Below are 22265 nucleotides of genomic sequence, written 5' to 3'. Positions count from 1 at the left end.
CTTTTTTAAGGACTTTCAATACCACCTAATGATTACAATTAAAGAAGCCAAAAGCAAGAAAGAATTAACCGAATACATTAAATTTCCTTTCTCATTATACAAGGATAATCCGTATTGGGTGCCACCTATCATTTCAGACGAGTTGGAATCTTTTGATAAAACCAAAAATCCTGCGTTTGATAATGCTGAAGCTTATTTTTATCTAGCATACAGAGACAATAAAATTGTTGGACGTATTACTGCCATTATCAATTGGTCTGAAGTTAATAATCAGCACAAAAGAAAAGTTCGTTTTGGATGGTTTGATGTAATTGATGATATTGAAGTTACAAAAGCACTTCTAGAAAAAGTTTATGAATTAGGAAGAAAACACAACTTAGAGCATGCTGAAGGCCCAATGGGATTCTCAAATCTAGATAAAGTTGGTGTTCTTACCGAAGGTTATGATCAGGTTGGGACTATGATTACTTGGTATAATCATCCTTATTATGTAACTCATTTTGAACAATTAGGATTTCAGGTTGAAAAACAATATATCGAAAGTATCTTCCCTTTTTCAAACGTAAAACCAGAGTTCTTTCAGAAAGCTGTGGCTTTAATCAAAAAACGTTACGAAGTAAGATCTCTAACTTTTACCAAAACAAAAGACATTATGCCTCACGTAGACAAAATGTTTGATTTGTTTAATGAATCTTACGAAAAACTTGCTTCGTTTGTAGCGATTTCTGATATACAGAAAGAATATTTCAAAAAGAAATACATCAGTTTCATCAATCCAGAATATATTAAGTTTGTTGTTGATAAAGATGATAATTTAGTCGCTTTTAGCATTGTAATGCCAAGTTTTACAGAAGCATTGCAAAAAATAAAAGGAAAATTATTTCCGTTTGGTTTTCTACAATTATTAAAGGCTAAAAAACACAGTAAAGATGTTGTTTTTTATTTAATTGGTGTCCATCCAGATTATCAGAACAAAGGTGTAACGGCATTAATTTTTGATGAATATTACAAAACTTTTTCAGAAAAAGGAATTAGAAATTGCATTAGAACTCCAGAATTATTAGAAAATAATGCAATCCATTTGCTTTGGAAAAACTTTGATCCGACTATTCACTGCCAAAGAAAAACTTATTTGAAGAATCTTTAATTTTAGTTTTCAGTCACGGTCACAGTTTTCAGTTTTAGAAAATTAACTATAAAAAAAATCCATTCGCCCCCAAACGAATGGATTTTTCACTTTTATAAAACACATCATTATTCTACTTTGCAATCTACTTTTACCAAAGTATTTTTTGCATCAAATTTCAGTTTTGATTTATCTTTAAAAGAAACCTTATCATTTGCGGTTACCACATCGCCGTACCCTTCAATAAAAGTTCCGTCTTTTTGTAGAAAAGCAACCTCTCTTACAGATGAAACTCCTTCCGAATTAAATGTATAATCAGCAATTAAAGTATCGCCTTTCATGTTCCCTATTAAGGTTCCTTCATTTTTATCTTTTCCAACCAGATTATAGCTTAGCTTTCCATTTACTTCCTGATGGGAATTAACGTTAAAACTCATCTCTATAATACTTCCGTTAAGTCGCCAAGCATAACATTGATCTCCCGCAGGCTCTACAAGTTCAGCTTCTTTTGGCGGACTTGGTGTAATTTGTACCGGCTCTATCGTCGTTGTTTCTTTTTTACAAGAAGCAAAAACTGACAGGGAAAGTACAGCTATTAGTGTTAGTACTTTTTTCATAATTCTTTATTTTTATTTTGTGATTATGATATAAAGTTACCTCAAATAAAAAAAAATCCATTCGTAGAACGAATGGATTTTTTTACATAATTCCCACTTAAGGAAATCTATTTTTATGAGAATTTACGAAACGTCAACAGTTGTACGTTCAGCAATTTCTTTATAAGTTCCGTTAACCAATTTCTCACGGATCGCTTCAAATGCTGTTAAAGTCTCTTCGATATCAGCTAAAGTGTGAGAGGCAGTTGGAATCATTCTTAACAAAATAATTCCTTTTGGAATAACTGGATAAACCACAATAGAAAGGAAAATTCCGTAATTTTCTCTTAAATCGTTTACCATTACCATTGCTTCCGGAATACTTCCTTCTAAGTAAACTGGCGTAATACAAGTATTGGTATCTCCAATGTTAAATCCTTTTTCTTTAAGACCGCTTTGCAATGCATTTACGTTTTCCCAAAGTTTGTCTTTAATTGCAGAAGATTTACGCAATAACTCTAAACGTTTTAAAGAACCAATTGTTTGAATCATTGGTAAAGCTTTAGCAAACATTTGAGAACGTAAGTTATATTTCAAGTAATCGATAACTGTTTTATCAGCCGCTACGAAAGCACCGATGTTAGCCATAGATTTTGCAAAAGTAGAGAAGTAAACATCAATTTGATCTTGAACTCCTTGCTCCTCACCTGCTCCAGCACCAGTTTTACCTAAAGTACCAAAACCGTGAGCATCATCTACTAATAATCTGAAATTGTATTTTTTCTTTAATTCAGCAATTTCTTTTAATTTTCCTTGCTGTCCGCGCATTCCAAAAACACCTTCAGTAATAAATAAAATACCTCCGCCTGTTTCTTCTGCCATTTTAGTAGCACGCTGCAGGTTTTTCTCCATACTTTCCAAATCATTGTGTTTGTATGTGAAACGTTTACCCATATGCAAACGAACACCATCAATGATACAAGCATGTGAATCTACATCATAAACAATAATGTCATTTTTAGTAACCAAAGCATCAATAATAGACACCATTCCTTGGTAACCAAAATTTAATAAATAAGCAGATTCTTTCATTACGAATTCTGCTAATTCATTCTCTAATTGTTCGTGGTACGTAGTGTGTCCAGACATCATACGAGCTCCCATCGGATACGCTGCACCAAATTGAATCGCTGCATCAGTATCTGCCTGACGAACTTCTGGATGATTGGCTAAACCTAAATAATCATTTAAACTCCAGTTTAAAATATTTTTTCCGTGAAATTGCATTCTAGGACCCAACTCTCCTTCTAACTTTGGGAAAACATAATAACCTTCTGCTTGAGAAGCCCATTTTCCTAAAGGTCCTTTATTGTCCTGAATTCTTTCGAATAAATCTTTTACCATAATATATGTAGTAATTTTTTTTACTTAATCAGCGAGCAAAAATAATCATTATTAATTTAAAATGAAGAGCCTCAATTATTTTTATTAAAAAATATTCGGTCACAAAAGAAATATAAGATTTTACATCTATTTATTTAATCCCCAAAAAGTCCCTTAACTCTGTAATTGTGTAAAAACATGATTAATATCATAATAAAAGACAAAGAAGTCTTTTATTTTTGTTTAGAAATTTAACGCAAAACTAAATCTAAATATATCATGAAAAGAACTATCAAAATCTGGATTAAAACGAGCTTTCTTATCTGCACGTTATTTATGTTGCTCATTTTAGGAAGCTGCAAAAAAAATGAAGACAAGTCGTATGCAAATATTATGACTGAAGGAGAAATGGATGCCGAACTTACCGCTCCTCCTCATGTTCCTAAACCAGTCGGAAGCAGAACAGCGATGAAACTGAAACTAAACATGGAAATTAAAGAACAAGAAGGAACAATGACTGATGGAGTAAAATATACGTATTGGACATTTGGAGGTTCTGTTCCAGGAAGCTTTATTAGAACTCGTGTTGGCGATGAAGTTGAATTTCACTTAAAAAACCATCCTGATAACAAATTGCCTCACAATATCGATTTACACGCTGTAACTGGTCCAGGCGGTGGAGCAACCTCATCTCTTGTAGCTCCAGGACACGAAAAAGTATTCAGCTTTAAAGTTATAAATCCTGGATTATACGTTTATCATTGTGCTACTGCTCCTGTGGGAATGCATATTGCAAATGGTATGTACGGATTAATTTTGGTTGAACCAGAAGGCGGACTTCCTCCTGTTGATAAAGAATACTATGTAATGCAGGGTGATTTTTATACTCAAGGCGAATATGGTGCAAAAGGTCTTCAGCCGTTTGACATGAACAAAGCGGTAAAAGAAACTCCTGATTATGTTGTCTTTAATGGAAAAGTTGGTGCTTTAACAAATGGTGGTGAATTAACCGCAAAAGTAGGCGAAACTGTTCGTTTGTTTGTTGGAAATGGCGGACCTAATTTAGTTTCTTCTTTTCACGTTATTGGAGAAATATTTGACAATGTGCATGTTGAAGGAGGAAGTACAGTAAATAAAAATGTTCAGACTACTTTAATTCCTGCTGGTGGTGCGGCAATTGTAGATTTTAAAGTAGAAACTCCGGGAACTTTCATTTTAGTTGATCACTCTATTTTTAGAGCATTTAATAAAGGGGCTTTGGGAATGCTTAAAGTTGAAGGAAAAGAAAATAAAAACATTTACTCAGGAACCATTCAAGAGGGTATTTACTTGCCTGAGGGCGGAACAATACAAAAAATGCCAGGAACCTCAACTGCAAAAGTTGCAGTTCCGAAACGTACCGTTGAAGAGAAAGTTAAAATTGGTAAAGAAATCTTTGGAACAACATGTTTCGCTTGCCATCAATCTGAAGGACAAGGAATTCCAAGTACTTTTCCTCCTCTAGCAAAATCAGATTATTTAAATGCTGATTCTAAACGTGCAATTAAAACAATTCTTCATGGTTTAACTGGAGAAGTAACCGTTAACGGTAAAAAATACAACAACGTAATGCCTGCTCAGAATTTATCTGATGATGAAATCGCAAATGTATTGACTTACATTTATAATAGCTGGGGTAACAATAAAACAGAAGTCACACCAGAAATGGTTAAAGCTTTAAGATAACAGCAAAACTCCTAGAATGAAAAAATACATTTTCATACTTACAATTTTCTTTTTCTCTGCGGTTAGTGTCATGAAGGCTCAGGAAAAAGGGATGGCATTCATAAAAGAGGGATCTTATGTCCCTCTTTATGGAGCTGTTTCTCAAAAACCTGTTATAGTAAAACCTTTTTACATAGACATTTATCCTGTAACCAATAGTGAGTTTTTAGAATTCGTCAAAAAAAATCCTTCTTATCAAAAATCTAAGATTAAAGGAATTTTCGCTGATAAAAGCTATTTGTCTTATTGGACAAATGATTTTCATTTTGGAAATGCCAATCCTAAATCGCCAGTAACAAGTGTATCTTGGTTTGCAGCAAAAAAGTACTGTGAATGTCAAGGAAAACGATTAGCGACAATGGATGAATGGGAATATGTAGCAATGGCCGACACCAGAAAAATCGATGCACGGACCAAAAAAGAATTCAACGAATATATTTTGTCTTGGTATGAGAAATCGAGAACGTATGAAAATGAAATTGGAAAAACTTTTAAAAATTATTGGGGAGTTTACGATATGCACGGTTTAGTTTGGGAATGGACCTCTGATTTCAATAGTATCTTTTTATCGGGAGAATCAAGAAAAGATAAAAGCACCGATAAAAATCTTTTCTGCGGAAGCGCTTCTGTAAATGCATCCGATTTAATGGATTATGCCGCATTTATGCGCTATGCATTCAGAGGAAGCTTGAAAGCACAGTATTCTACGCGAAATCTTGGATTTAGATGTGCCAGCACGACAAAACCGAAAATCTAATTTAAAATTATTTTATAATGAAAAAAATAGCAGTTGCTTTTCTTCTCTTATTCTCGCTTTACAGTTGCAAAGAGTCTGATAAAAAAGAAGTAAAAGCAGAAACAAAAAAGGAAATCAGCGATTTATCAATTTACAATCTGCCTTCTAAATGGACAACACAAGATGGAAAAGATATTGAATTAAAATCACTTAGAGGAAATATTTTGGTAATGGTGATGATTTATACCAGTTGCAAATCGGCTTGCCCTAGATTAGTTGCCGATATGCGGGATATAGAATCAAAACTGGAGAAAAAGACGAAACAACATGTCAAATTGATTTTGGTTAGTATTGATCCGAATACAGATACACCCGAAAGATTAAAATCGTTTGCAAGTGAAAATAAAATGAATCAAGATCCTTGGATTTTCCTTCGTTCAACTGAAGAAAACACTCGTGAATTTGCAGCTGTCTTAGCAGTAAATTACAAAAAAATTTCTCCAATAGATTTTTCGCATTCAAATATTATAAGTGTCTTTAATCCAGAAGGAGAATTGGTATTTCAACAAGAAGGTTTAGGCGTAAATAATGAAAAAACAATTGAAGCAATAAATTTGGAAGCAGGAAAAATATAGACACTCAATTTTTAAACACATAGAAACATAGATTAAAAAAATACAAAAAAATGATTTAAAAAAATCTAGATTTTTAACACATAGCTATGTGTATTTATGCAAGTGAAACGCCTTTTTTTTTAGGTTTCAAAATCTATGTTTCTATGTGTTTAAATTAAAATTTCAATAGATAAATAGGTTAATTAGTAAGAAACAAGAGTACGATTTCTAAGCAGAAATTGCCTCTTGTTTTTTATTTAAAAAGCTAAGTTAAGCTTCGGAGAAGCGAAATATTTATAGAAAATCTAAATTACCTACATAGAAAGCTCCAGCGGAGCGACATATTTATACAATCATATTAGGATTATAATTTGTTAACCTGATAAATATTTCGCTCCGCTGGAGCTTTTTGTCTTAGCCAAACGTTTTCTATAAATATTTCGCTTCTCCGAAGCTTTAAAAATATGTTATAAATATATTATCCTTTCAGGGGGTTACTTACTGTGACAATATGAATATCGCTTAATTATTGAACTCATCATTAAAACCAATCCCACAACCAAAAGAATACTAAAAATCAAAATATTTTGAAAATATCCTGGAATGCTTCCTTCTCCAAAAAAGAAAAACAAGCCTTGAAGAAATAGTAACACTTCTGTCAAAATATATCCCAAAATAAAAACCTTCACTCCTATTTTTAATAGGACAAAATTGGAAGAAAGTATTTTATTCTGAAGCAGAATTCCAAACAAAAATCCAGTTATGATTCCCAAAGTTGTTAGATGAATAAACCCAATAACAAAATTTCTGATTTGATGTGAAACTTCAGCTAAGTTTGGAAAAATAGTCAGCATTTGAATTCCGACTTTCAAAAATAAAGAACACAAAGCCAAACTATAAACCATTTTAGTCGTTTTATCTAAAGTACTTTTGAAATGATTTATTTGTGGTTGCAGCATTTTATAGAAATAAATAAAAGCGCACAATTGAATTATAACTCCACAAACATTAATGTAACTCAAAATATCATTTTCTATAAACCAGCGAACTGGAAAACAAACTGTCAGTAGCGTAGAAAAAACCATTAGAAAGTAAAACTTCTTAAATTTTACCTCATCAATCTTTTCTTGAAATTGTTTTAAAAACAAAGCCAAAATTGCAAAAATAAACCAGCCATTAAATTGAAAATGAAGAAAAAACTGAATCGCAATTTGATAAAAAGCGCTTTGTTTTCCTAACGTGCTTACAGCTGGTCCGAGGCACCAAACTCCACAAGTTGACAAAATCATAAATAGAATCGAAACCAACAAAAGTCTTTGCGATGGAGATTTATCTCTTAAACTGTCTTTCCAAACCAAACGGCAGAAAATATAACTGAGTACAATATGCATTGTCGAAAATACAATCGAAAACAACGCGTAGCCCTGAATAGGAAAAGCGATCATCATTCCGATAACAGAAAATTCAGTCAGCCAAAATAACCGATTGTAAATAGGTTTCTGCCTTTTTTCTTTCGGAATAAAAAAATGAACAATCAAAACATAAACGATCAAATAAACCCAGCCTAACATAGCAACATGTGAATGTGCGTGAAGCAAAAAACTATAGTTTAAAAAATCTAAGGGAAAGAGATACATAAAGCGCATTAATAATCCGAAAACGCAGGCAATCAGAAAATTAAAAAAACAGCAAAGTATCCAGCTCTTTTGTGAATTCATAGTTTTTTATTTTTAAACACATAGAAACTTAGATTTTGCAAATGCTTAAAAGGCGTTTCACTTGCATAAATACACATAGCTATGTGTGAAAATCTAGATTTTCTAAAATCATCTTTTTTGAGTTTTATAAATCTATGCTTCTATGTGTTTAATTTGAATTAAAAATAACATTTCTCAAAATAAAAAACACCGATAACTATCATCTTTAGATATTCTATCGGTGCTTTTTCCACTATTAAAATTAACCTTTTATTCTACTTCAACAAAGTCTTTTTCTAAAGCCACAGCTTTTGGAAACAAAATATTATTTTCCAAATGAATGTGTTTATGCAAATCTGCTTCAAATTCTTTCAGCATTGCAAAAGTTACTCTGTAAGTTGTGCAAGCATCTGCTGGCGGAGTGTAATTATCTGTCAACGCAGCTATTTCTCTAAAACGCTCGCCTTCATTATCGTGTTCATGCATCATCATCGCAATCGGATTTGAAACTGTCCCGAAAGAGGGTTGAGATAAAATTCCGTCAGATTCTTTTGTTTTCACCATTCTTTTCACAAATGGAAATAAAACCAATTCTTCTTTTTTCATGTGTTGAGATAATTCTCCTGCACAGCCAATAAACAGTTCGTTTATTTTAAATAATTCTGGATGATTTGCACCGTGCACTTTGCATAATTTATCTAAAAACGGAAGTAAAACGTTTGTTTTTTCTTCTACATAACGGTGATGCGTTTTCTCAATATAATCTGCCAATAAATCTAAGGGCCATGAATTAAAATCAATTGTTCCGCTGTTTTCTGATTGTACAACTTGCAACACATTTTCCAATAAAGTATCGGCATCAATATTTTGTTTTTCGCATACTTCAGTAACTGTTCGGTTTCCTTTGCAGCAAAAATCTATTCTATATTTTGAAAATACTGCAGCCGTTCTAAAATCTTCAGCTACAAACGATCCTATTGTTTTGTTTTTTAAATTTTCCATGATAATCAATATTATATTTTGTGTATTTTATTTTTTGTTTTTTAATGTCAGTTCAAATACAAACCAAGCCATTGTAATAAATCCGATTCCGAAAATAGAATCTCCAATAGCGCGAAGCCATTTTAAAGTAATCATTGTTGGCTGTTGCATTAATTCTGATGAACGAGCGTACCACATTCCGTGATTGATGCTCTCAATTGCCTGCCAAACTCCAATTGGTAATAAACTTAGAATTGCCATTAGGAATAAACCAATATTTAGAGACCAGAAAGTAATTTTTAACAGCTTATTATTCCAGCTTACATTTCGATACAAACTTCTTAGTACAAATAGTACTAGACCTATTCCCAGCATTCCGTACACTCCAAACAATGCGGTATGTCCGTGTAAAGGCGTTGTATTTAAGCCTTGAACATAATACAATGCAATTGGCGGATTAATAATGAATCCGAAGATTCCGGCTCCAAGGAAATTCCAAAAGGCCACAGAAATCATGAAATAAATTGGCCATTTATAATCGGCAATCCATTGCGTTGATTTTGATATTTTATAGTTTTGATATGCTTCAAATCCGATTAAAGTCAACGGAACCACTTCTAAAGCACTGAATGTTGCCCCCAAAGCCATAATTGCTGTTGGTGTTCCAGAGAAATATAAGTGATGGAATGTTCCTAAAATACCACCAGACATGAAAATAATGGTTGCAAAAAGCACATTTAAAGTCGCCGTTTTCGTTTTTAATAATCCTAAACGAACAAACAAGAAGGCGATTACAACTGTTGCAAATACTTCAAAGAATCCTTCAACCCAAAGGTGCACTACCCACCATCTCCAATATTCTGCAATTGCTAGATTGGTTTGTCTTCCCCACATTAATCCTGCTCCGTAGAACATGGCAATTGCCGAACAAGAAACTAAGAACAAAATAATTAAGTTTTTTTCTTCTGTCTTTTTCTTTAAAACCGGAATCAAAGGACGAACCATTAAAGCCAGCCACAAGAACAATCCCACTAAAAGGAAAATCTGCCAGAAACGACCTAAATCAACATATTCGTAACCTTGATGTCCGAACCAGAAGTTTTGCACTAAATTTAGTTTTTGCATTACTCCAAACCATTGTCCAGCCATTGATCCTAAAACAATAATCAATAAAGCAATAAACAGAAAGTTGATACCAAAACACTGAAATTTAGGATCTTTACCCGAAACTGCTGGCGCAATATATAATCCTGTTGCCAACCAAGCCGTTGCAATCCAGAAAATGGCCAATTGTGTGTGCCATGTACGTGTTACAGCATAAGGCAGAATTTTGTCAATCGGAATTCCGTATAAACCATTTCCTTCCACTCCGTAATGCGCGGTAATAATTCCGAAAACCATTTGTAAAACCATCAGCAGACTCACAATCCAGAAATATTTGGTTACCAATCCCATAGATTTGGTTTTGCCCTGCTTGATAAGCGGATCTTCTTTTGGCAGCGGAAATTCTTCCTCTTCACCAGATTTTGCATGATAGAAAACTAAGATTCCAACACTTAAAATCAATAAAATAATACTTACTCCAGACCAAGCTAAAAGCTCTGTAGTGGCAGTATTTCCAACCAATTCATCTGACGGCCAGTTGTGTGTATACGAAATATCTCCATCAGGACGATTGGTAACTGTTGCCCAAGTTGCCCAGAAGAAAAAAGCATTCATTTTATGCATTCTTTCAACATCTTTAATAGAGTTTTTCGGAATCGCATATTCTTGTCTCAACTTATCAAATTGAGGATCATTTCTAAAAAGACCTTTATAATATTCGCTTAAATGTTCAATTGCCGCTAAACGGTTTTCAGAAATGGTAAGCACTCCTGTCTCAGCATTATATCTATTGGTTCTTAAATCTTTCTGAAGACGAACCTTTAGAGCCGATTGTTTTTCGGCATCCAATTCATCATATTTTTGATTAAAATCTTTCTTTGCATAGATATCCAATATAAAAACAGCCTCTCTATGAAGCCAATCTGCGGTCCAGTCTGGGGCCACATAGGCGCCGTGTCCCCAGATAGATCCCACTTCCTGGCCACCTATACTTTGCCAGATATTTTGTCCGTCTTTAATTTCGCTTTCGCTAAAGACAGCTTTACCAGAATCGGTTACAATCTTTTTCGGAACCGGCGGTGCCTGCTGATAAATCTCGTAACCATAATAACCTAGCACGGCGAATGATATACTCATTACCAATGCAAAAACTATCCATAATTTTTTTTCTCTTTTCATTTCTTTTGGGGGAAATTGATTAATAAAAGATAAAAATGTCTTTTATTTGTTTTTAAAAAAACTCCAAACCTATTTACAGCATTTGGAGTTTATGTTATTTACTCAACAATTAATACACCTTTCATCATGGCTACGTGACCAGGGAAAGAGCAAATAAATGGGTATGATCCTTTTTTATCAATTGTAAACTCGATTGTATCTTCTTCTCCACCACCAATTAATTTAGTGTGTGCAATGATCGAAGCTTTTTCAGATTCTGGAATATAATCAGTTGCTTTGGCATCATTAGCTTTTAAAGCAAAAGCAGCTTGATCTGTTCCTTCTTGTAAAATCACTAAATTGTGTCCCATTGCTTCTTTCGGAATTTTACCAACATGCTTTAAAGTCAATTTGATTGGTTTTCCAGCAACAGCTTTCAATTCACTTGTATTAAACTGCATTTGGTCATTTCCTTCAATAACTAAAACATTTTCCTCTGTCGGAGCAGCTGTTGGAGCTGGTTCACCTTCGGTAGATGTTTCGGTTGTTTCTGTTGATTCAGCTGGAGCTGTTTCTTTTTTACCACAAGAAGTAACTGCTAAAAATCCCATTAGGATTAATACTGAAATTTTGGTTTTTGTATTCATTTTTAAGATATTTAATAATATTAATTGTTCGCATTTGTCGCTTTGAGAAAGAAATCTCCCGATTTTACATCAGAAGCTAGCTGTTCTAAAGTTGTATTTTTAAGCATTTCTAACAGCAATCCTCGTATTTTCTTAAACTCGTGATGAACCGGGCAAGGATGTTCTTCTGAGCATTCTTTTAATCCAATTCCGCAGCCACTGTAAATTTTGTTTCCATCAATAGCATCTACAATCTGAATTAATTTAATCGATTTTGCTTCCTCTGGCGAAACTTCAAATCCGCCTCCTACTCCTTTTGTCGAATTAATTATGCCGTTTTTGGTTAAAATCTGCATAATCTTGGCTGTAAAGGGTTCTGGCGAATCAATCTCTTTCGCGACATCTTTTATCCCAACTCTAATCCCTTTTGAAGATTTGGTTGCAATAAATATTGAAGCCCTTATTCCATATTCACACGCTTTTGAAAACATACATCCTTAATTAATTCCTGACAAAGATAGAAAGGTTTTATATAAAAGACAAATTTATCTTTAATTAATTTCCTTCGTATTAAATATTATTTATAATGAAACTAATTAGTACTAATAATTACACATATTCATCATTGAATTCTTATAAAACCCAATTTTAATTTTAACTTTGAGAGTATTAAATTTTAAATATTTAACAAATGCCTTTAAGCAATTCAAAAGATTTAAAACTGGCTGTTCTTATTGATGCAGACAACGTGCCCTATAGCAATGTAAAAGGCATGATGGAAGAAATTGCAAAATTGGGAACACCCACTACGAAAAGGATTTATGCCGACTGGACAAAACCTAATGCAAATGGCTGGAAAGGTGTTTTATTAGAACATGCTATTACCCCTATTCAACAATATAGTTATACCGTTGGAAAAAATTCTTCAGATTCGGCTTTGATTATTGATGCAATGGATTTGCTTTATTCTGGAAAATTAGATGGTTTTTGCATTGTTTCTAGCGACAGCGATTTTACGCGTCTTGCTGTGAGACTTCGTGAATCGGGTATGAAAGTAATTGGTATAGGCGAAAAGAAAACACCGAGTTCGTTTATTGTTGCCTGCGACCGATTTATTTACATTGAGGTTTTGGATGGCGCAATTCAAAAGAAAAAACCTAAAACAGCTGCCGCCGATACCAAAAAACCAATTGAAAAACCGACTGAAAAAGCACTTCATAAAATTGACAAACAGACTATTGAACTGATTGAAGCCACCATTGAAGATATTGAAGATGATGATGGTTGGGCATTTTTAGGAGATGTCGGAAATCTGATTGTGAAGAAAAAACCGGAATTTGACCCTCGAAATTATGGCTTTTCTAAACTAACGCCAATGCTTAAATCATTAACTGATATTTTGGAAATCGACGAAAGAGAATCAGATAAAAAAGGAATCAAACACGTTTATGTACGTTTAAGATTCAACTAATTATCGCATTTATTACCTATTTAATTTTTTAAAAACATGAGAAAAAAATTCTTTATTTACGGATTCTTATTGTTTCTAATTGTTCTTGCAATTTATTATTACACTGGACGAGGTTACTTACTCGTATTTATTATTCCGCTTTTGCTAATTGTCGGAGCTTACAATGCCTCTCAGGAAAAGCACGCCATTTTAAGGAACTTTCCTGTTCTGGGTTATTTCAGATATTTATTTGAAATGATCGCACCTGAGATTCAGCAATATTTTATTGAAAGATCTACAGACGGAAAACCTTTTTCTAGAAACCAGCGCTCATTAGTTTACCAAAGAGCAAAAAATATTGATTCGAGTACTCCGTTCGGAACGCAATTAAACTTAAATACAGAAAGTTATGAAGGAATAAAACACTCTATTTTCCCTGCTAAAGTAAACGAAGAATTGCCTCGTGTTTTGGTTGGAGGAAAAGATTGTAAACAGCCTTATTCGGCTTCTTTATTTAATGTTTCCGCAATGAGTTTTGGTTCATTGAGCGAACATGCAGTTCGTGCCATCAATATTGGAGCAAAAAAAGGAAATTTCTACCAAAATACCGGAGAAGGCGGATTAACCGAATTTCATCTTGCAGGCGGCGGAGACATTACTTGGCAGATTGGAACAGGTTATTTTGGCTGTCGAGATGCAGAAGGGAATTTCAGTCCAGAAAACTTCTCAGAAAAAGCCAATCTTCCAAACGTAAAAATGATCGAGATTAAGCTTTCTCAAGGTGCAAAACCAGGTCACGGAGGTGTTCTTCCAGCAAAGAAAAACACAGAACAGATTGCTAAAATTAGAGGTGTTGTGCCGCACACCATGATTCTTTCTCCTCCTGGACATCATGCTTTTTCTGATGTTAGCGGATTAATTCAGTTTATCAAACAGTTACGTGAACTATCTAATGGCAAACCAATCGGATTTAAATTATGTATCGGAAACACAGCCGAATTTGAAGCTATATGTCAGGAAATGATCAATGAAGACACTTATCCTGATTTTATAACTGTTGACGGTGCAGAAGGCGGAACGGGCGCTGCTCCACTTGAGTTTGCAGATGGTGTTGGAATGCCTTTTGAACCTGCATTAATTTTTGTGAATAAAACCTTGGTGCGTTTAGGTATTCGCGATAAAATGCGAATTATTGGAAGCGGAAAAATTATTTCTGGATATTCTATTTTACACGCGATTGCTTTAGGTGCAGATATGTGTAACAGTGCAAGAGGATTTATGTTTTCTTTAGGCTGTATTCAGGCTTTACGCTGTCATAATAATGAATGTCCAACCGGAGTAGCAACTCAAAACAAAATGCTCATGAAAGGTTTGGTTGTTACAGATAAATCAGAAAGGGTATTTCACTTTCATAAAAATACACTTCATTCTGCAAATGAACTTTTAGCTGCTGCTGGAAAAACGTCATTTGCTGATGTTGATATCAACATTTTTATGCGTGGAGATGAGTTTACCAATTTATCGGAACTCTATTTCCCTGATAATTTAAAAAACGTTACTCAATTCTCATAAAAAAAATCCTCTTCAATTGAAGAGGATTTTTTTTCTATACTATTTGGATTATAATTTCGCCGTTTCTTTACCTGCACTGGTATTTCCTTCCAAAACCGCTAATTCTTCTTTATCTACTACTTCTTGGGCCAAAATAGCATTATTATAAGCTAAGAAATAGACGTCGAACTTTACTCCTTCAGCAATAAGAGAAGATGAAATTTGGTCATTCTTGATCATCTCTTTTAATAAATCTGGAAAAGATTCTTTGTAAGCTAATTTGTTTGCATCGTTTTCCTCCAAATTGGTTTCAATTCTAATTTCGATTTTATTGTCATTTAGAAAAGCTTTTGCAGATGTGCTCGTAATTCCACTTCCTTTTATAGAAGAAGAATTATTGTAATTACTTACATGCTCCTGGATTTTCTGCTTGGTATTTTTACAGCTAATTAAAAATAATGCAAAAGCAATTGCAAATGCGATTTGGGTAATTTTTTTCATAATTTTTTGGTTTAATAGTTATTTTTTAACTCAAACATAATTAATTCACAACATAAAAACAACATTCAACTACAAAAAGAATACACATAATTCTTTGAATACAAACCCATTATCTCCTCAAAAGAAAAATATTTGTAAGAATAGAAACTTTCCTTTTATACTTAACTTTTAGTATTAAACATAAAAAAGTCTCTTTAAATAAATTTTAAAGAGACTTTCAATATGTAAGAATTAGAATGAGTTGTATTTTCTACAAACGTAATTTATTATTTCAATAAATATTTTAGAGATTCTCCTGTCAGCACTTCCTTACCCAAAACGGTATTGTCATTTGCCAGAAAATAAACATCAAACTGAACACCTTCTTCGATTAATTGCCTTGGAATCTCATCTTTTTCAATCATCGATTTTAGCATTCTTGTAAATGCTATAGAAGTAGCAATTTTATTTTTTTCATTTTGTTCTAAATTGGTTTCAAATCGCAATTCAATTTTATCGTCATTAATGTATCCTCTTGCCGTAGTAAGCGTTACATTTTCGGCTCTAAAACTTGGTGCAATCGTTTTGTTGTACGTAACAACATATTCTTGAAGTTTCTGTTTGGTATTTTTACAGCTTACAAGTGTTAATACCATCATTATTGCAAAGGCAATCTGGCTTATTTTCTTTAGCATAATATTCTATTTTAATTTTTGAAGTCTTAATAATGCCTCAAGATAGTAATAATCTGCGTAATTTATAGAACAATCTATTTCGCTTCCTGCAGGTTTATGTCCGGTTGAATGCAGTAAAAATGCCGAATTGACATCGTGACTCTGATAATCGTTTGAAAGCGAAACAATCATCTTTTTAGCTTTTGTCAAATATTCAGCTTTTAAATTCTTGTCTTTGGTGTACGAACTTAATTCTAAAAGTGCAGACGAAACAATGGCAGCTGCCGAAGCATCACGAGGTTCGTTAGGAATATTTGGCGCATTAAAATCCCAATATGGAACTAAATCTTCGGTAGTTAATTTATCTAAATAAACACGCGCCAATTTATGGGCAAAATCTAAAAACTTAGCGTCTTTTGTTTCTCTATACGTCATCGTAAAACCATAAATAGCCCAAGCCTGACCACGTGCCCACATACTGTCATCGCTATATCCTTGTGCTGTTCTTCCTTTTATCTTTTTTCCAGTTTCGAAATCGTAAATTATAACATGATACGAAGTGTTATCTGGTCTAAAATGATTGTCCATTGTGGTTTCGGCATGTTTAACTGCTATATCGTATAATTTTTTACTTCCTCCATTTTTTGAAGCCCAAAACAAAAGCTCCAAATTCATCATATTATCAATAATAGTATTATGCCCTCCCATTTTGTTATGAGGCCAAGATTGAATGGTTCCCACTTTCGGATTAAAAAGCGTTGCCAATGTATCGGCAGTTCTTAAAATAATTTGTTTGTATTCTGGATTTTTAGCCAATCTATATCCGTTTCCAAAACTATTAAAAACCTGAAAACCTAAATCATGATCACCTGCTTTGCTCACAGATAATGGCGTTAAAAAACGACTGAATTTATCGGCTTCTTTTTCCCATTTTTTATCTTTAGTTGCTTCATACAAAAACCATAATTCTCCAGGCCAGAATCCGCTTGTCCAATCTTTATATCCAACAAATTTCCATTCTTTGCTTCCGTTTGGAACTGTTCGCGGAGAAGTCCCATCATCCGGAATCACTTTTAAAGTTTTTGAAGCTTGCTCTGCGCAATAATCTAACTGTTTTTTAATATTAAACGTTTTGTCTTTCTGAGAATAACCTTGATTTCCTAGAAGAAACAAAGCCGCAATCAGAGTAAAAAATTTTGCATTCATGTGGTTGATAGTTTGTTTAATCGATAAATTTATGAAATAAAGTCAATCTAATTGAGTTTTGTATTTTTGTTCGACCTAATATGTACAATTAATACCGTAATTTCTATTTTGAACAAAACCAGAATTACCTATTTCGCTGCTTTTCTAAGCATAATTTTCTTCGGAATCCTTTCTAGAAAAATCTCTTTTATCCCCTTATGGATTGGCGATTTTCTATATGCTGTCATGATTTATTTTCTGGTTCGGATATTTCTTCCTTTCAAAAATGCTTTCGCAATTGCGTGCCTTTCTCTATTGATTTGTTATGGAATTGAATTTCTACAATTATATCAAGCGGATTGGATTGTAGCACTTAGAAAAACACTTTTTGGAAGATATGTTTTAGGCCAGGGATTTCTTTGGGAAGATATTCTGGCTTATACTTTTGGAGTTCTTGTAGTTTTTGTTTTTGAAAAAATAACCTTGAATTATTTCAGTCAAAAGTCTGTGTAATTTTTTCGATGTTTAAACTGTTCGCCATTGCCATGAATATTTGATGATACGTTCCTTTATTATCATACAATTCGTCATGAGTTCCTTTTTCGACACATCTTCCCTTTTCTAAAACAATAATATTAGAAGCGTCGATAATCTGAGAAATACTATGTGATATTATAATTACGGTTCTATCTTTTTTGATAGCATCCAGAGACTTTTTAATCTGTTCTGTTGCAATGGCATCCAAACTTGCTGTTGGTTCATCAAGGAAAATGATTGGCGGATTTTTGAGAAACAATCTAGCGATCGCTATTCGCTGCTGTTGGCCGCCTGAAAGTAAATGCGCATCAGAATCATAACCTTTTGGCAATTGAATAACCTGCTCGTGAATATAAGCTTGCTTTGCTGCTTCGATAACTTCATCTTTTGAAGCTTCTGGTTTTCCATATAAAATATTCTCTAAAATTGTGCCTTTAAAAATGTGATTTTTCTGAAGCACCAAACCAATATTTTTACGCAGAAAATCGGTATTGTACTCAACCAAATCAACTCCATCCAAAAATATCTGACCAGTTGAAGGCAAGTAAAATTTATCCAATAAATTAATAATGGTACTTTTTCCAGCTCCGCTTAATCCGACCAAAGCAGTGGTTTCATTTGGTTTTACAGTGAAATTAATATCATAAAGCGCCTGAGTTCCGTTTGGATATACAAAATCTACATTTTTCACTTCTATTAATCCAACAATTTTTTCTGGGATGTAATTACCGCTAGTTTCTGTCTCATGCTCTGCTTCTAAAATATCAAAGAACCCTTCAGAATAAATTAATGCATCATTTACCTCGTCATAAATTCGGTGTAATTGTCTAATTGGCGATGAAACATTATTAAAGAGCATTATATGAAACATAATGGCACCAATTGTCATTTGATTATTCAAAACAAAATAAGCCGTTAGAATAATGATTATTACTACTCCTATCTGTTCAACAAAGCTTTTTATACTTTCAAAAATAAAACTGGTTTTTCGGGTTTGCAGCTGATTTTCGGTCATTTCAAATTGTATCTTTTCATGACGATCGGCTTCTGTCGATTCACGTACAAAAGACTTAATTACCGTTATGGATTCAATTAAACTAATGATTCCGTTGTTTTTAGTTTCGCGATACTTACGCATTCTTCGTCGGAATCCGCTCAATCTCGTTGCTTGCAATTGACTGATGTAAAAGTAAATCGGGATAATGCACAAACTTACCAAGCCTACATAAACATTGGCATAGAACATAATTACCAAAGCCACAAAAGCGTTGGCAAACAAAGGCAAAATATCAATAAAGAAATTTTGCACCAAACGCGTTAAACTGCTAATTCCGGCATCAATTCTAGTCTGAAGTTTCCCGCTTTCGTTTTCATCAGAAGTATAAAACTCCATTCTGTAACTTAGAATTTTTTCTACTATGGTTTGAGAAATATCACGCGTAATAAAAATACGGAGTTTTTCACCATAGAATTTCTGCCCAAATTGAACTACAGAATTCACCAATTCTTTAGTTAACAAAACAATACTAATTATGCCGAGTAAATGAAATCCTTTGGATAATGGTTCGTGAGCTACCATCAAATTATTTATAGTATCGACAGTATATTTTAAAATTACAGCATTTACCTGTGCTGCAAACGAACCTAAGAAAGTTAATAGTAAAGTTGCAATCACCATTTTTCGATACGGCTTTACAAAAGGCAGGATTTTTTTATAAAGTACTGATAATTGCATTTATTTGAATTTTGCTAACATATCAAATATAAGAATTCTAAATTTGTGTTGAAAATCATTTAAACACATAATGCTATGAAACTCGTTTTCGCTTCAAACAACAAAAATAAAATCGCAGAAATTCAAAGTATGCTTCCAGAAAGCATCAAAATATTAAGTTTAGAAGATATTGATTGTTTAGAAGATATTCCAGAAACTGCAGATACCATTGAAGGAAATGCGATTTTAAAAGCAGATTACGTAACACAGAAATATGGTTATGATTGTTTTGCAGATGATACAGGTCTAGAAGTAAATGCTTTAAATGGAGAACCTGGAGTATATTCTGCGCGATATGCAGGCGAGCAAAAAAATGCAGACGACAACATGAACAAGCTTTTAGATGCTTTAAAAAATGAAGAAAATCGCAACGCTCAGTTCAAAACTGTTATAACTTTAAACCTAAATGGAAAACAATATTTGTTTACTGGGATTGCAAAAGGAGAAATTACTTTAACCAAAACAGGTACAAATGGTTTTGGATACGACCCCATTTTTAAACCCGAAAATTTTAACGAGACCTTTGCAGAACTGCCTTTGGAAACCAAAAATACGATTGGTCACCGCGGAAAAGCGGTTAAGCAACTCATTGATTTTCTGAACACCACAAAATAATTGTTTAAAATACAACATTTTAGTAGCTAAATTTTACATTTTACGACGTGTTTTTTGGCATTTTTCTTCATTTGACGCAAAAATTTATTTCAACAAAAATGTAACTTTTTGATAATCAAATCTTAACAAATACATAATTCTTAAAATTGCATTAGTTTATCTGAATAATTAGCAGTAATTTTGCACCCTATTTTAAAACACATATGAATAAATTTGAACAATTAGGATTGAATGAATCGTTACTGAAGGCGATTTTAGATCTAGGATTTGAAAATCCGTCAGAGGTACAGGAAAAGGCGATTCCCCTATTATTGGAAAAAGACACGGATATGGTTGCGTTGGCTCAAACAGGGACAGGGAAAACGGCAGCTTTCGGTTTTCCGCTAATTCAAAAAATTGATGCCGACAACAGAAATACACAAGCATTAGTTTTATCGCCAACACGCGAGTTATGTTTACAGATTACTAACGAACTTAAAAACTACTCAAAATACGAAAAAGGTATTAATGTGGTAGCAGTTTACGGAGGAGCTAGTATAACAGAGCAAGCAAGAGAAATAAAGAGAGGTGCGCAAATTATTGTGGCAACTCCAGGAAGAATGCAAGACATGATTAACAGAGGTTTAGTAAACATTAAAAATATAGATTACTGTATTTTGGATGAGGCTGACGAAATGTTAAACATGGGATTCTATGAGGATATCGTATCTATTTTATCAGATACTCCAGATGAAAAAAGCACATGGTTGTTCTCTGCAACTATGCCGCAAGAGGTTGCTAGAATTGCAAAACAATTTATGAGCGAACCGGTTGAGATTACAGTTGGAGCTAAAAATTCAGGTTCATCTACAGTTTCTCACGAATTTTATTTAGTAAATGCTCGTGACCGTTACGAAGCTTTAAAACGTTTAGCTGATGCTAATCCAGACATTTTCTCTGTAGTTTTCTGTCGTACAAAAAGAGACACGCAAGCTATCGCTGAGAAATTAATTGAAGATGGATATAGCGCCGCTGCGTTACACGGAGATTTATCTCAAGCACAACGTGATGGTGTAATGAAATCGTTCCGTGGAAGACAAATTCAGATGCTTGTTGCTACTGACGTTGCTGCACGTGGTATTGACGTTGATAACGTAACACACGTTGTAAACTATCAACTACCTGACGAAATTGAAACATACAACCACCGTTCGGGCCGTACTGGTAGAGCTGGAAAATTAGGTACTTCTATTGTAATTGTTACAAAAAGCGAGTTACGTAAAATTTCTTCTATCGAGAGAATCATCAAACAAAAATTCGAAGAAAAAACGATTCCATCTGGAATTGAAATCTGCGAAATTCAGTTGTTACACTTAGCAAACAAAATTAAAGATACTGAAGTTGATCACGAAATTGACAACTATTTACCAGCAATTAACAATGTTCTTGAAGATTTATCTAAAGAAGAATTGATCAAAAAAATGGTATCAGTAGAATTTAACCGTTTCATCGCATACTACAAAAAGAACAGAGATATTTCTACTCAATCTTCAGACAGACGTGAAAGAGGTGATTCTGAACCAAGAGAATTCAGTAATAATGGAGCAGTTCGTTATTTCGTAAACATTGGTTCTAGAGACAACTTCGACTGGATGTCATTAAAAGATTACTTGAAAGAAACATTAGACTTAGGTCGTGATGATATCTTTAAAGTTGACGTAAAAGAAGGATTCTCATTCTTTAATACTGATCCTCAATTTACTGATAAAGTAATGGATGTTTTAAACAACGTTCAATTAGAAGGTCGTCGTATCAATGTTGAAATTTCTAAAAATGATGGTGGCGGAAGACGTGATCACAACAACCGTGGTGGCGGAAGACGCGATTCTAACAGAAGAGACGGAAACTTCGCTCCAAGACGTGAAGGCGGATTTAGAAGTGATAGAAATTCTTCTAGAGACGGAGGTTCACGCGAAGGCGGATCACGTGACGGAGGTTTTAGAGGCGACAGAAATTCTGCTCCAAGAAGAGAAGGTGGCTTTAGAAGCTCTGCTCCAAGAAGTGAAGGTGGTTCTGACAGAGCACCAAGACGTTCTGAAAACTTCGGCGACAGCTCAAGACCAAGAAGATCTAGAAGAGATTAATAATTTAATTTCTTAAAATACAAAATCCCAAATTCCAGACATACTTGGAAGTTGGGATTTTTTTATATCCATAATTTTATACTTTATAAAT

Annotated in this window: 20 protein-coding genes; 9 read left to right on the top strand and 11 right to left on the bottom strand. The window is 33.6% G+C overall.

The window, feature by feature from the left end; genetic code table 11:
• The first annotated feature begins 28 nt into the window (after positions 1-28).
• A complete protein-coding gene (locus BSF41_RS13215) occupies positions 29-1147 on the top strand; it encodes a GNAT family N-acetyltransferase (RefSeq protein WP_095929962.1) in 1119 nt (372 codons plus the stop codon).
• A gap of 107 nt (positions 1148-1254) precedes the next feature.
• Here BSF41_RS13215 and BSF41_RS13210 read toward each other — a convergent pair whose 3' ends face one another.
• Together BSF41_RS13210 and BSF41_RS13205 are read right to left on the bottom strand one after the other, a co-directional pair.
• The gene (locus tag BSF41_RS13210) at positions 1255-1743 is read right to left on the bottom strand and encodes a hypothetical protein (protein WP_095929961.1); all 489 of its coding nucleotides are present in this window, start codon (positions 1741-1743) and stop codon (positions 1255-1257) included.
• Positions 1744-1866: 123 nt separating this feature from the next.
• The gene (locus BSF41_RS13205) at positions 1867-3126 is read right to left on the bottom strand and encodes an aminotransferase class I/II-fold pyridoxal phosphate-dependent enzyme (protein WP_095929960.1); all 1260 of its coding nucleotides are present in this window, start codon (positions 3124-3126) and stop codon (positions 1867-1869) included.
• Between the two features lie 258 nt (positions 3127-3384).
• Here BSF41_RS13205 and nirK point away from each other — a divergent pair, with 258 nt between their 5' ends.
• Genes nirK through BSF41_RS13190 form a run of 3 tightly spaced genes read left to right on the top strand, consistent with a single transcriptional unit; the run spans position 3385 to position 6240 of the window.
• Positions 3385-4830, top strand: a complete 1446-nt coding sequence (gene nirK, locus BSF41_RS13200) for a copper-containing nitrite reductase (RefSeq protein WP_095929959.1) — start codon at positions 3385-3387, stop codon at positions 4828-4830.
• 16 nt (positions 4831-4846) lie between these two features.
• The gene (locus tag BSF41_RS13195) at positions 4847-5626 is read left to right on the top strand and encodes a formylglycine-generating enzyme family protein (protein WP_095929958.1); all 780 of its coding nucleotides are present in this window, start codon (positions 4847-4849) and stop codon (positions 5624-5626) included.
• A gap of 17 nt (positions 5627-5643) precedes the next feature.
• On the top strand, positions 5644-6240 hold the full coding sequence (locus BSF41_RS13190) for an SCO family protein (RefSeq protein WP_095929957.1): 597 nt from the start codon (positions 5644-5646) through the stop codon (positions 6238-6240).
• A gap of 473 nt (positions 6241-6713) precedes the next feature.
• Here the strand turns inward: BSF41_RS13190 and BSF41_RS13185 are convergent, their stop codons facing one another.
• From BSF41_RS13185 to BSF41_RS13165, 5 genes are all read right to left on the bottom strand, one after another.
• A complete protein-coding gene (locus BSF41_RS13185; RefSeq protein WP_095929956.1) occupies positions 6714-7937 on the bottom strand; it encodes a hypothetical protein in 1224 nt (407 codons plus the stop codon).
• 249 nt (positions 7938-8186) lie between these two features.
• Positions 8187-8918 (bottom strand): iron-sulfur cluster repair di-iron protein, encoded by a 732-nt coding sequence (gene ric / locus BSF41_RS13180; RefSeq protein WP_095929955.1) that lies wholly within the window; start codon positions 8916-8918, stop codon positions 8187-8189.
• 27 nt (positions 8919-8945) lie between these two features.
• Positions 8946-11180, bottom strand: a complete 2235-nt coding sequence (locus BSF41_RS13175; RefSeq protein ID WP_095929954.1) for a nitric-oxide reductase large subunit — start codon at positions 11178-11180, stop codon at positions 8946-8948.
• Positions 11181-11278: 98 nt separating this feature from the next.
• The gene (gene azu / locus BSF41_RS13170; RefSeq protein WP_095929953.1) at positions 11279-11806 is read right to left on the bottom strand and encodes an azurin; all 528 of its coding nucleotides are present in this window, start codon (positions 11804-11806) and stop codon (positions 11279-11281) included.
• 20 nt (positions 11807-11826) lie between these two features.
• Positions 11827-12276 carry an Rrf2 family transcriptional regulator gene (locus BSF41_RS13165; protein ID WP_095929952.1) on the bottom strand — a complete coding sequence of 150 codons (450 nt, stop codon included), beginning with the start codon at positions 12274-12276 and terminating at the stop codon, positions 11827-11829.
• A gap of 200 nt (positions 12277-12476) precedes the next feature.
• On the opposite strand from BSF41_RS13165, the gene BSF41_RS13160 reads away from it, so the two are divergent.
• Together BSF41_RS13160 and BSF41_RS13155 are read left to right on the top strand one after the other, a co-directional pair.
• Positions 12477-13256, top strand: coding sequence for an NYN domain-containing protein (locus BSF41_RS13160; protein WP_095929951.1), 780 nt, complete (start codon positions 12477-12479; stop codon positions 13254-13256).
• A gap of 36 nt (positions 13257-13292) precedes the next feature.
• Complete coding sequence (locus tag BSF41_RS13155) at positions 13293-14807, top strand: FMN-binding glutamate synthase family protein (protein ID WP_095929950.1); 1515 nt, start codon at positions 13293-13295, stop codon at positions 14805-14807.
• Between the two features lie 48 nt (positions 14808-14855).
• Here the strand turns inward: BSF41_RS13155 and BSF41_RS13150 are convergent, their stop codons facing one another.
• The 3 genes from BSF41_RS13150 to BSF41_RS13140 form a co-directional block, all read right to left on the bottom strand.
• Positions 14856-15287, bottom strand: a complete 432-nt coding sequence (locus BSF41_RS13150) for a hypothetical protein (RefSeq protein WP_095929949.1) — start codon at positions 15285-15287, stop codon at positions 14856-14858.
• Between the two features lie 266 nt (positions 15288-15553).
• A complete protein-coding gene (locus BSF41_RS13145) occupies positions 15554-15961 on the bottom strand; it encodes a hypothetical protein (RefSeq protein ID WP_095929948.1) in 408 nt (135 codons plus the stop codon).
• Between the two features lie 6 nt (positions 15962-15967).
• On the bottom strand, positions 15968-17146 hold the full coding sequence (locus BSF41_RS13140) for a glycoside hydrolase family 88 protein (protein ID WP_095929947.1): 1179 nt from the start codon (positions 17144-17146) through the stop codon (positions 15968-15970).
• Positions 17147-17212: 66 nt separating this feature from the next.
• Here BSF41_RS13140 and BSF41_RS13135 point away from each other — a divergent pair, with 66 nt between their 5' ends.
• The gene (locus tag BSF41_RS13135; protein ID WP_253251820.1) at positions 17213-17638 is read left to right on the top strand and encodes a DUF2809 domain-containing protein; all 426 of its coding nucleotides are present in this window, start codon (positions 17213-17215) and stop codon (positions 17636-17638) included.
• On the opposite strand, the gene BSF41_RS13130 is transcribed toward BSF41_RS13135, so the two are convergent.
• A complete protein-coding gene (locus BSF41_RS13130) occupies positions 17619-19397 on the bottom strand; it encodes an ABC transporter ATP-binding protein (protein WP_095929946.1) in 1779 nt (592 codons plus the stop codon). The two genes, BSF41_RS13135 and BSF41_RS13130, sit on opposite strands and share 20 nt — an antisense overlap.
• 75 nt (positions 19398-19472) lie before the next feature.
• Here BSF41_RS13130 and BSF41_RS13125 point away from each other — a divergent pair, with 75 nt between their 5' ends.
• Complete coding sequence (locus BSF41_RS13125) at positions 19473-20051, top strand: non-canonical purine NTP diphosphatase (RefSeq protein ID WP_095929945.1); 579 nt, start codon at positions 19473-19475, stop codon at positions 20049-20051.
• Between the two features lie 203 nt (positions 20052-20254).
• Complete coding sequence (locus BSF41_RS13120) at positions 20255-22174, top strand: DEAD/DEAH box helicase (protein WP_095929944.1); 1920 nt, start codon at positions 20255-20257, stop codon at positions 22172-22174.
• The last annotated feature ends 91 nt before the right edge of the window (positions 22175-22265 follow it).

This window comes from Flavobacterium sp. ACN2, assembly GCF_002303885.1.
Lineage (GTDB): Bacteria > Bacteroidota > Bacteroidia > Flavobacteriales > Flavobacteriaceae > Flavobacterium.
This window is presented reverse-complemented; position numbering and strand designations above follow the sequence as displayed.

Excerpts from the sequence above, each read along its gene's own strand:
- BSF41_RS13205 (WP_095929960.1), bottom strand. The coding sequence starts at position 3,126 with ATGGTAAAAGATTTATTCGAAAGAATTCAGGACAATAAAGGACCTTTA.
- nirK (WP_095929959.1), top strand. The coding sequence starts at position 3,385 with ATGAAAAGAACTATCAAAATCTGGATTAAAACGAGCTTTCTTATCTGC.
- BSF41_RS13145 (WP_095929948.1), bottom strand. The coding sequence starts at position 15,961 with ATGCTAAAGAAAATAAGCCAGATTGCCTTTGCAATAATGATGGTATTA.
- BSF41_RS13150 (WP_095929949.1), bottom strand. The coding sequence starts at position 15,287 with ATGAAAAAAATTACCCAAATCGCATTTGCAATTGCTTTTGCATTATTT.
- BSF41_RS13165 (WP_095929952.1), bottom strand. The coding sequence starts at position 12,276 with ATGTTTTCAAAAGCGTGTGAATATGGAATAAGGGCTTCAATATTTATT.
- BSF41_RS13125 (WP_095929945.1), top strand. The coding sequence starts at position 19,473 with ATGAAACTCGTTTTCGCTTCAAACAACAAAAATAAAATCGCAGAAATT.
- BSF41_RS13175 (WP_095929954.1), bottom strand. The coding sequence starts at position 11,180 with ATGAAAAGAGAAAAAAAATTATGGATAGTTTTTGCATTGGTAATGAGT.
- BSF41_RS13160 (WP_095929951.1), top strand. The coding sequence starts at position 12,477 with ATGCCTTTAAGCAATTCAAAAGATTTAAAACTGGCTGTTCTTATTGAT.
- BSF41_RS13155 (WP_095929950.1), top strand. The coding sequence starts at position 13,293 with ATGAGAAAAAAATTCTTTATTTACGGATTCTTATTGTTTCTAATTGTT.
- BSF41_RS13140 (WP_095929947.1), bottom strand. The coding sequence starts at position 17,146 with ATGAATGCAAAATTTTTTACTCTGATTGCGGCTTTGTTTCTTCTAGGA.
- BSF41_RS13210 (WP_095929961.1), bottom strand. The coding sequence starts at position 1,743 with ATGAAAAAAGTACTAACACTAATAGCTGTACTTTCCCTGTCAGTTTTT.
- BSF41_RS13195 (WP_095929958.1), top strand. The coding sequence starts at position 4,847 with ATGAAAAAATACATTTTCATACTTACAATTTTCTTTTTCTCTGCGGTT.
- BSF41_RS13120 (WP_095929944.1), top strand. The coding sequence starts at position 20,255 with ATGAATAAATTTGAACAATTAGGATTGAATGAATCGTTACTGAAGGCG.
- BSF41_RS13185 (WP_095929956.1), bottom strand. The coding sequence starts at position 7,937 with ATGAATTCACAAAAGAGCTGGATACTTTGCTGTTTTTTTAATTTTCTG.
- azu (WP_095929953.1), bottom strand. The coding sequence starts at position 11,806 with ATGAATACAAAAACCAAAATTTCAGTATTAATCCTAATGGGATTTTTA.
- BSF41_RS13130 (WP_095929946.1), bottom strand. The coding sequence starts at position 19,397 with ATGCAATTATCAGTACTTTATAAAAAAATCCTGCCTTTTGTAAAGCCG.
- ric (WP_095929955.1), bottom strand. The coding sequence starts at position 8,918 with ATGGAAAATTTAAAAAACAAAACAATAGGATCGTTTGTAGCTGAAGAT.
- BSF41_RS13190 (WP_095929957.1), top strand. The coding sequence starts at position 5,644 with ATGAAAAAAATAGCAGTTGCTTTTCTTCTCTTATTCTCGCTTTACAGT.
- BSF41_RS13215 (WP_095929962.1), top strand. The coding sequence starts at position 29 with ATGATTACAATTAAAGAAGCCAAAAGCAAGAAAGAATTAACCGAATAC.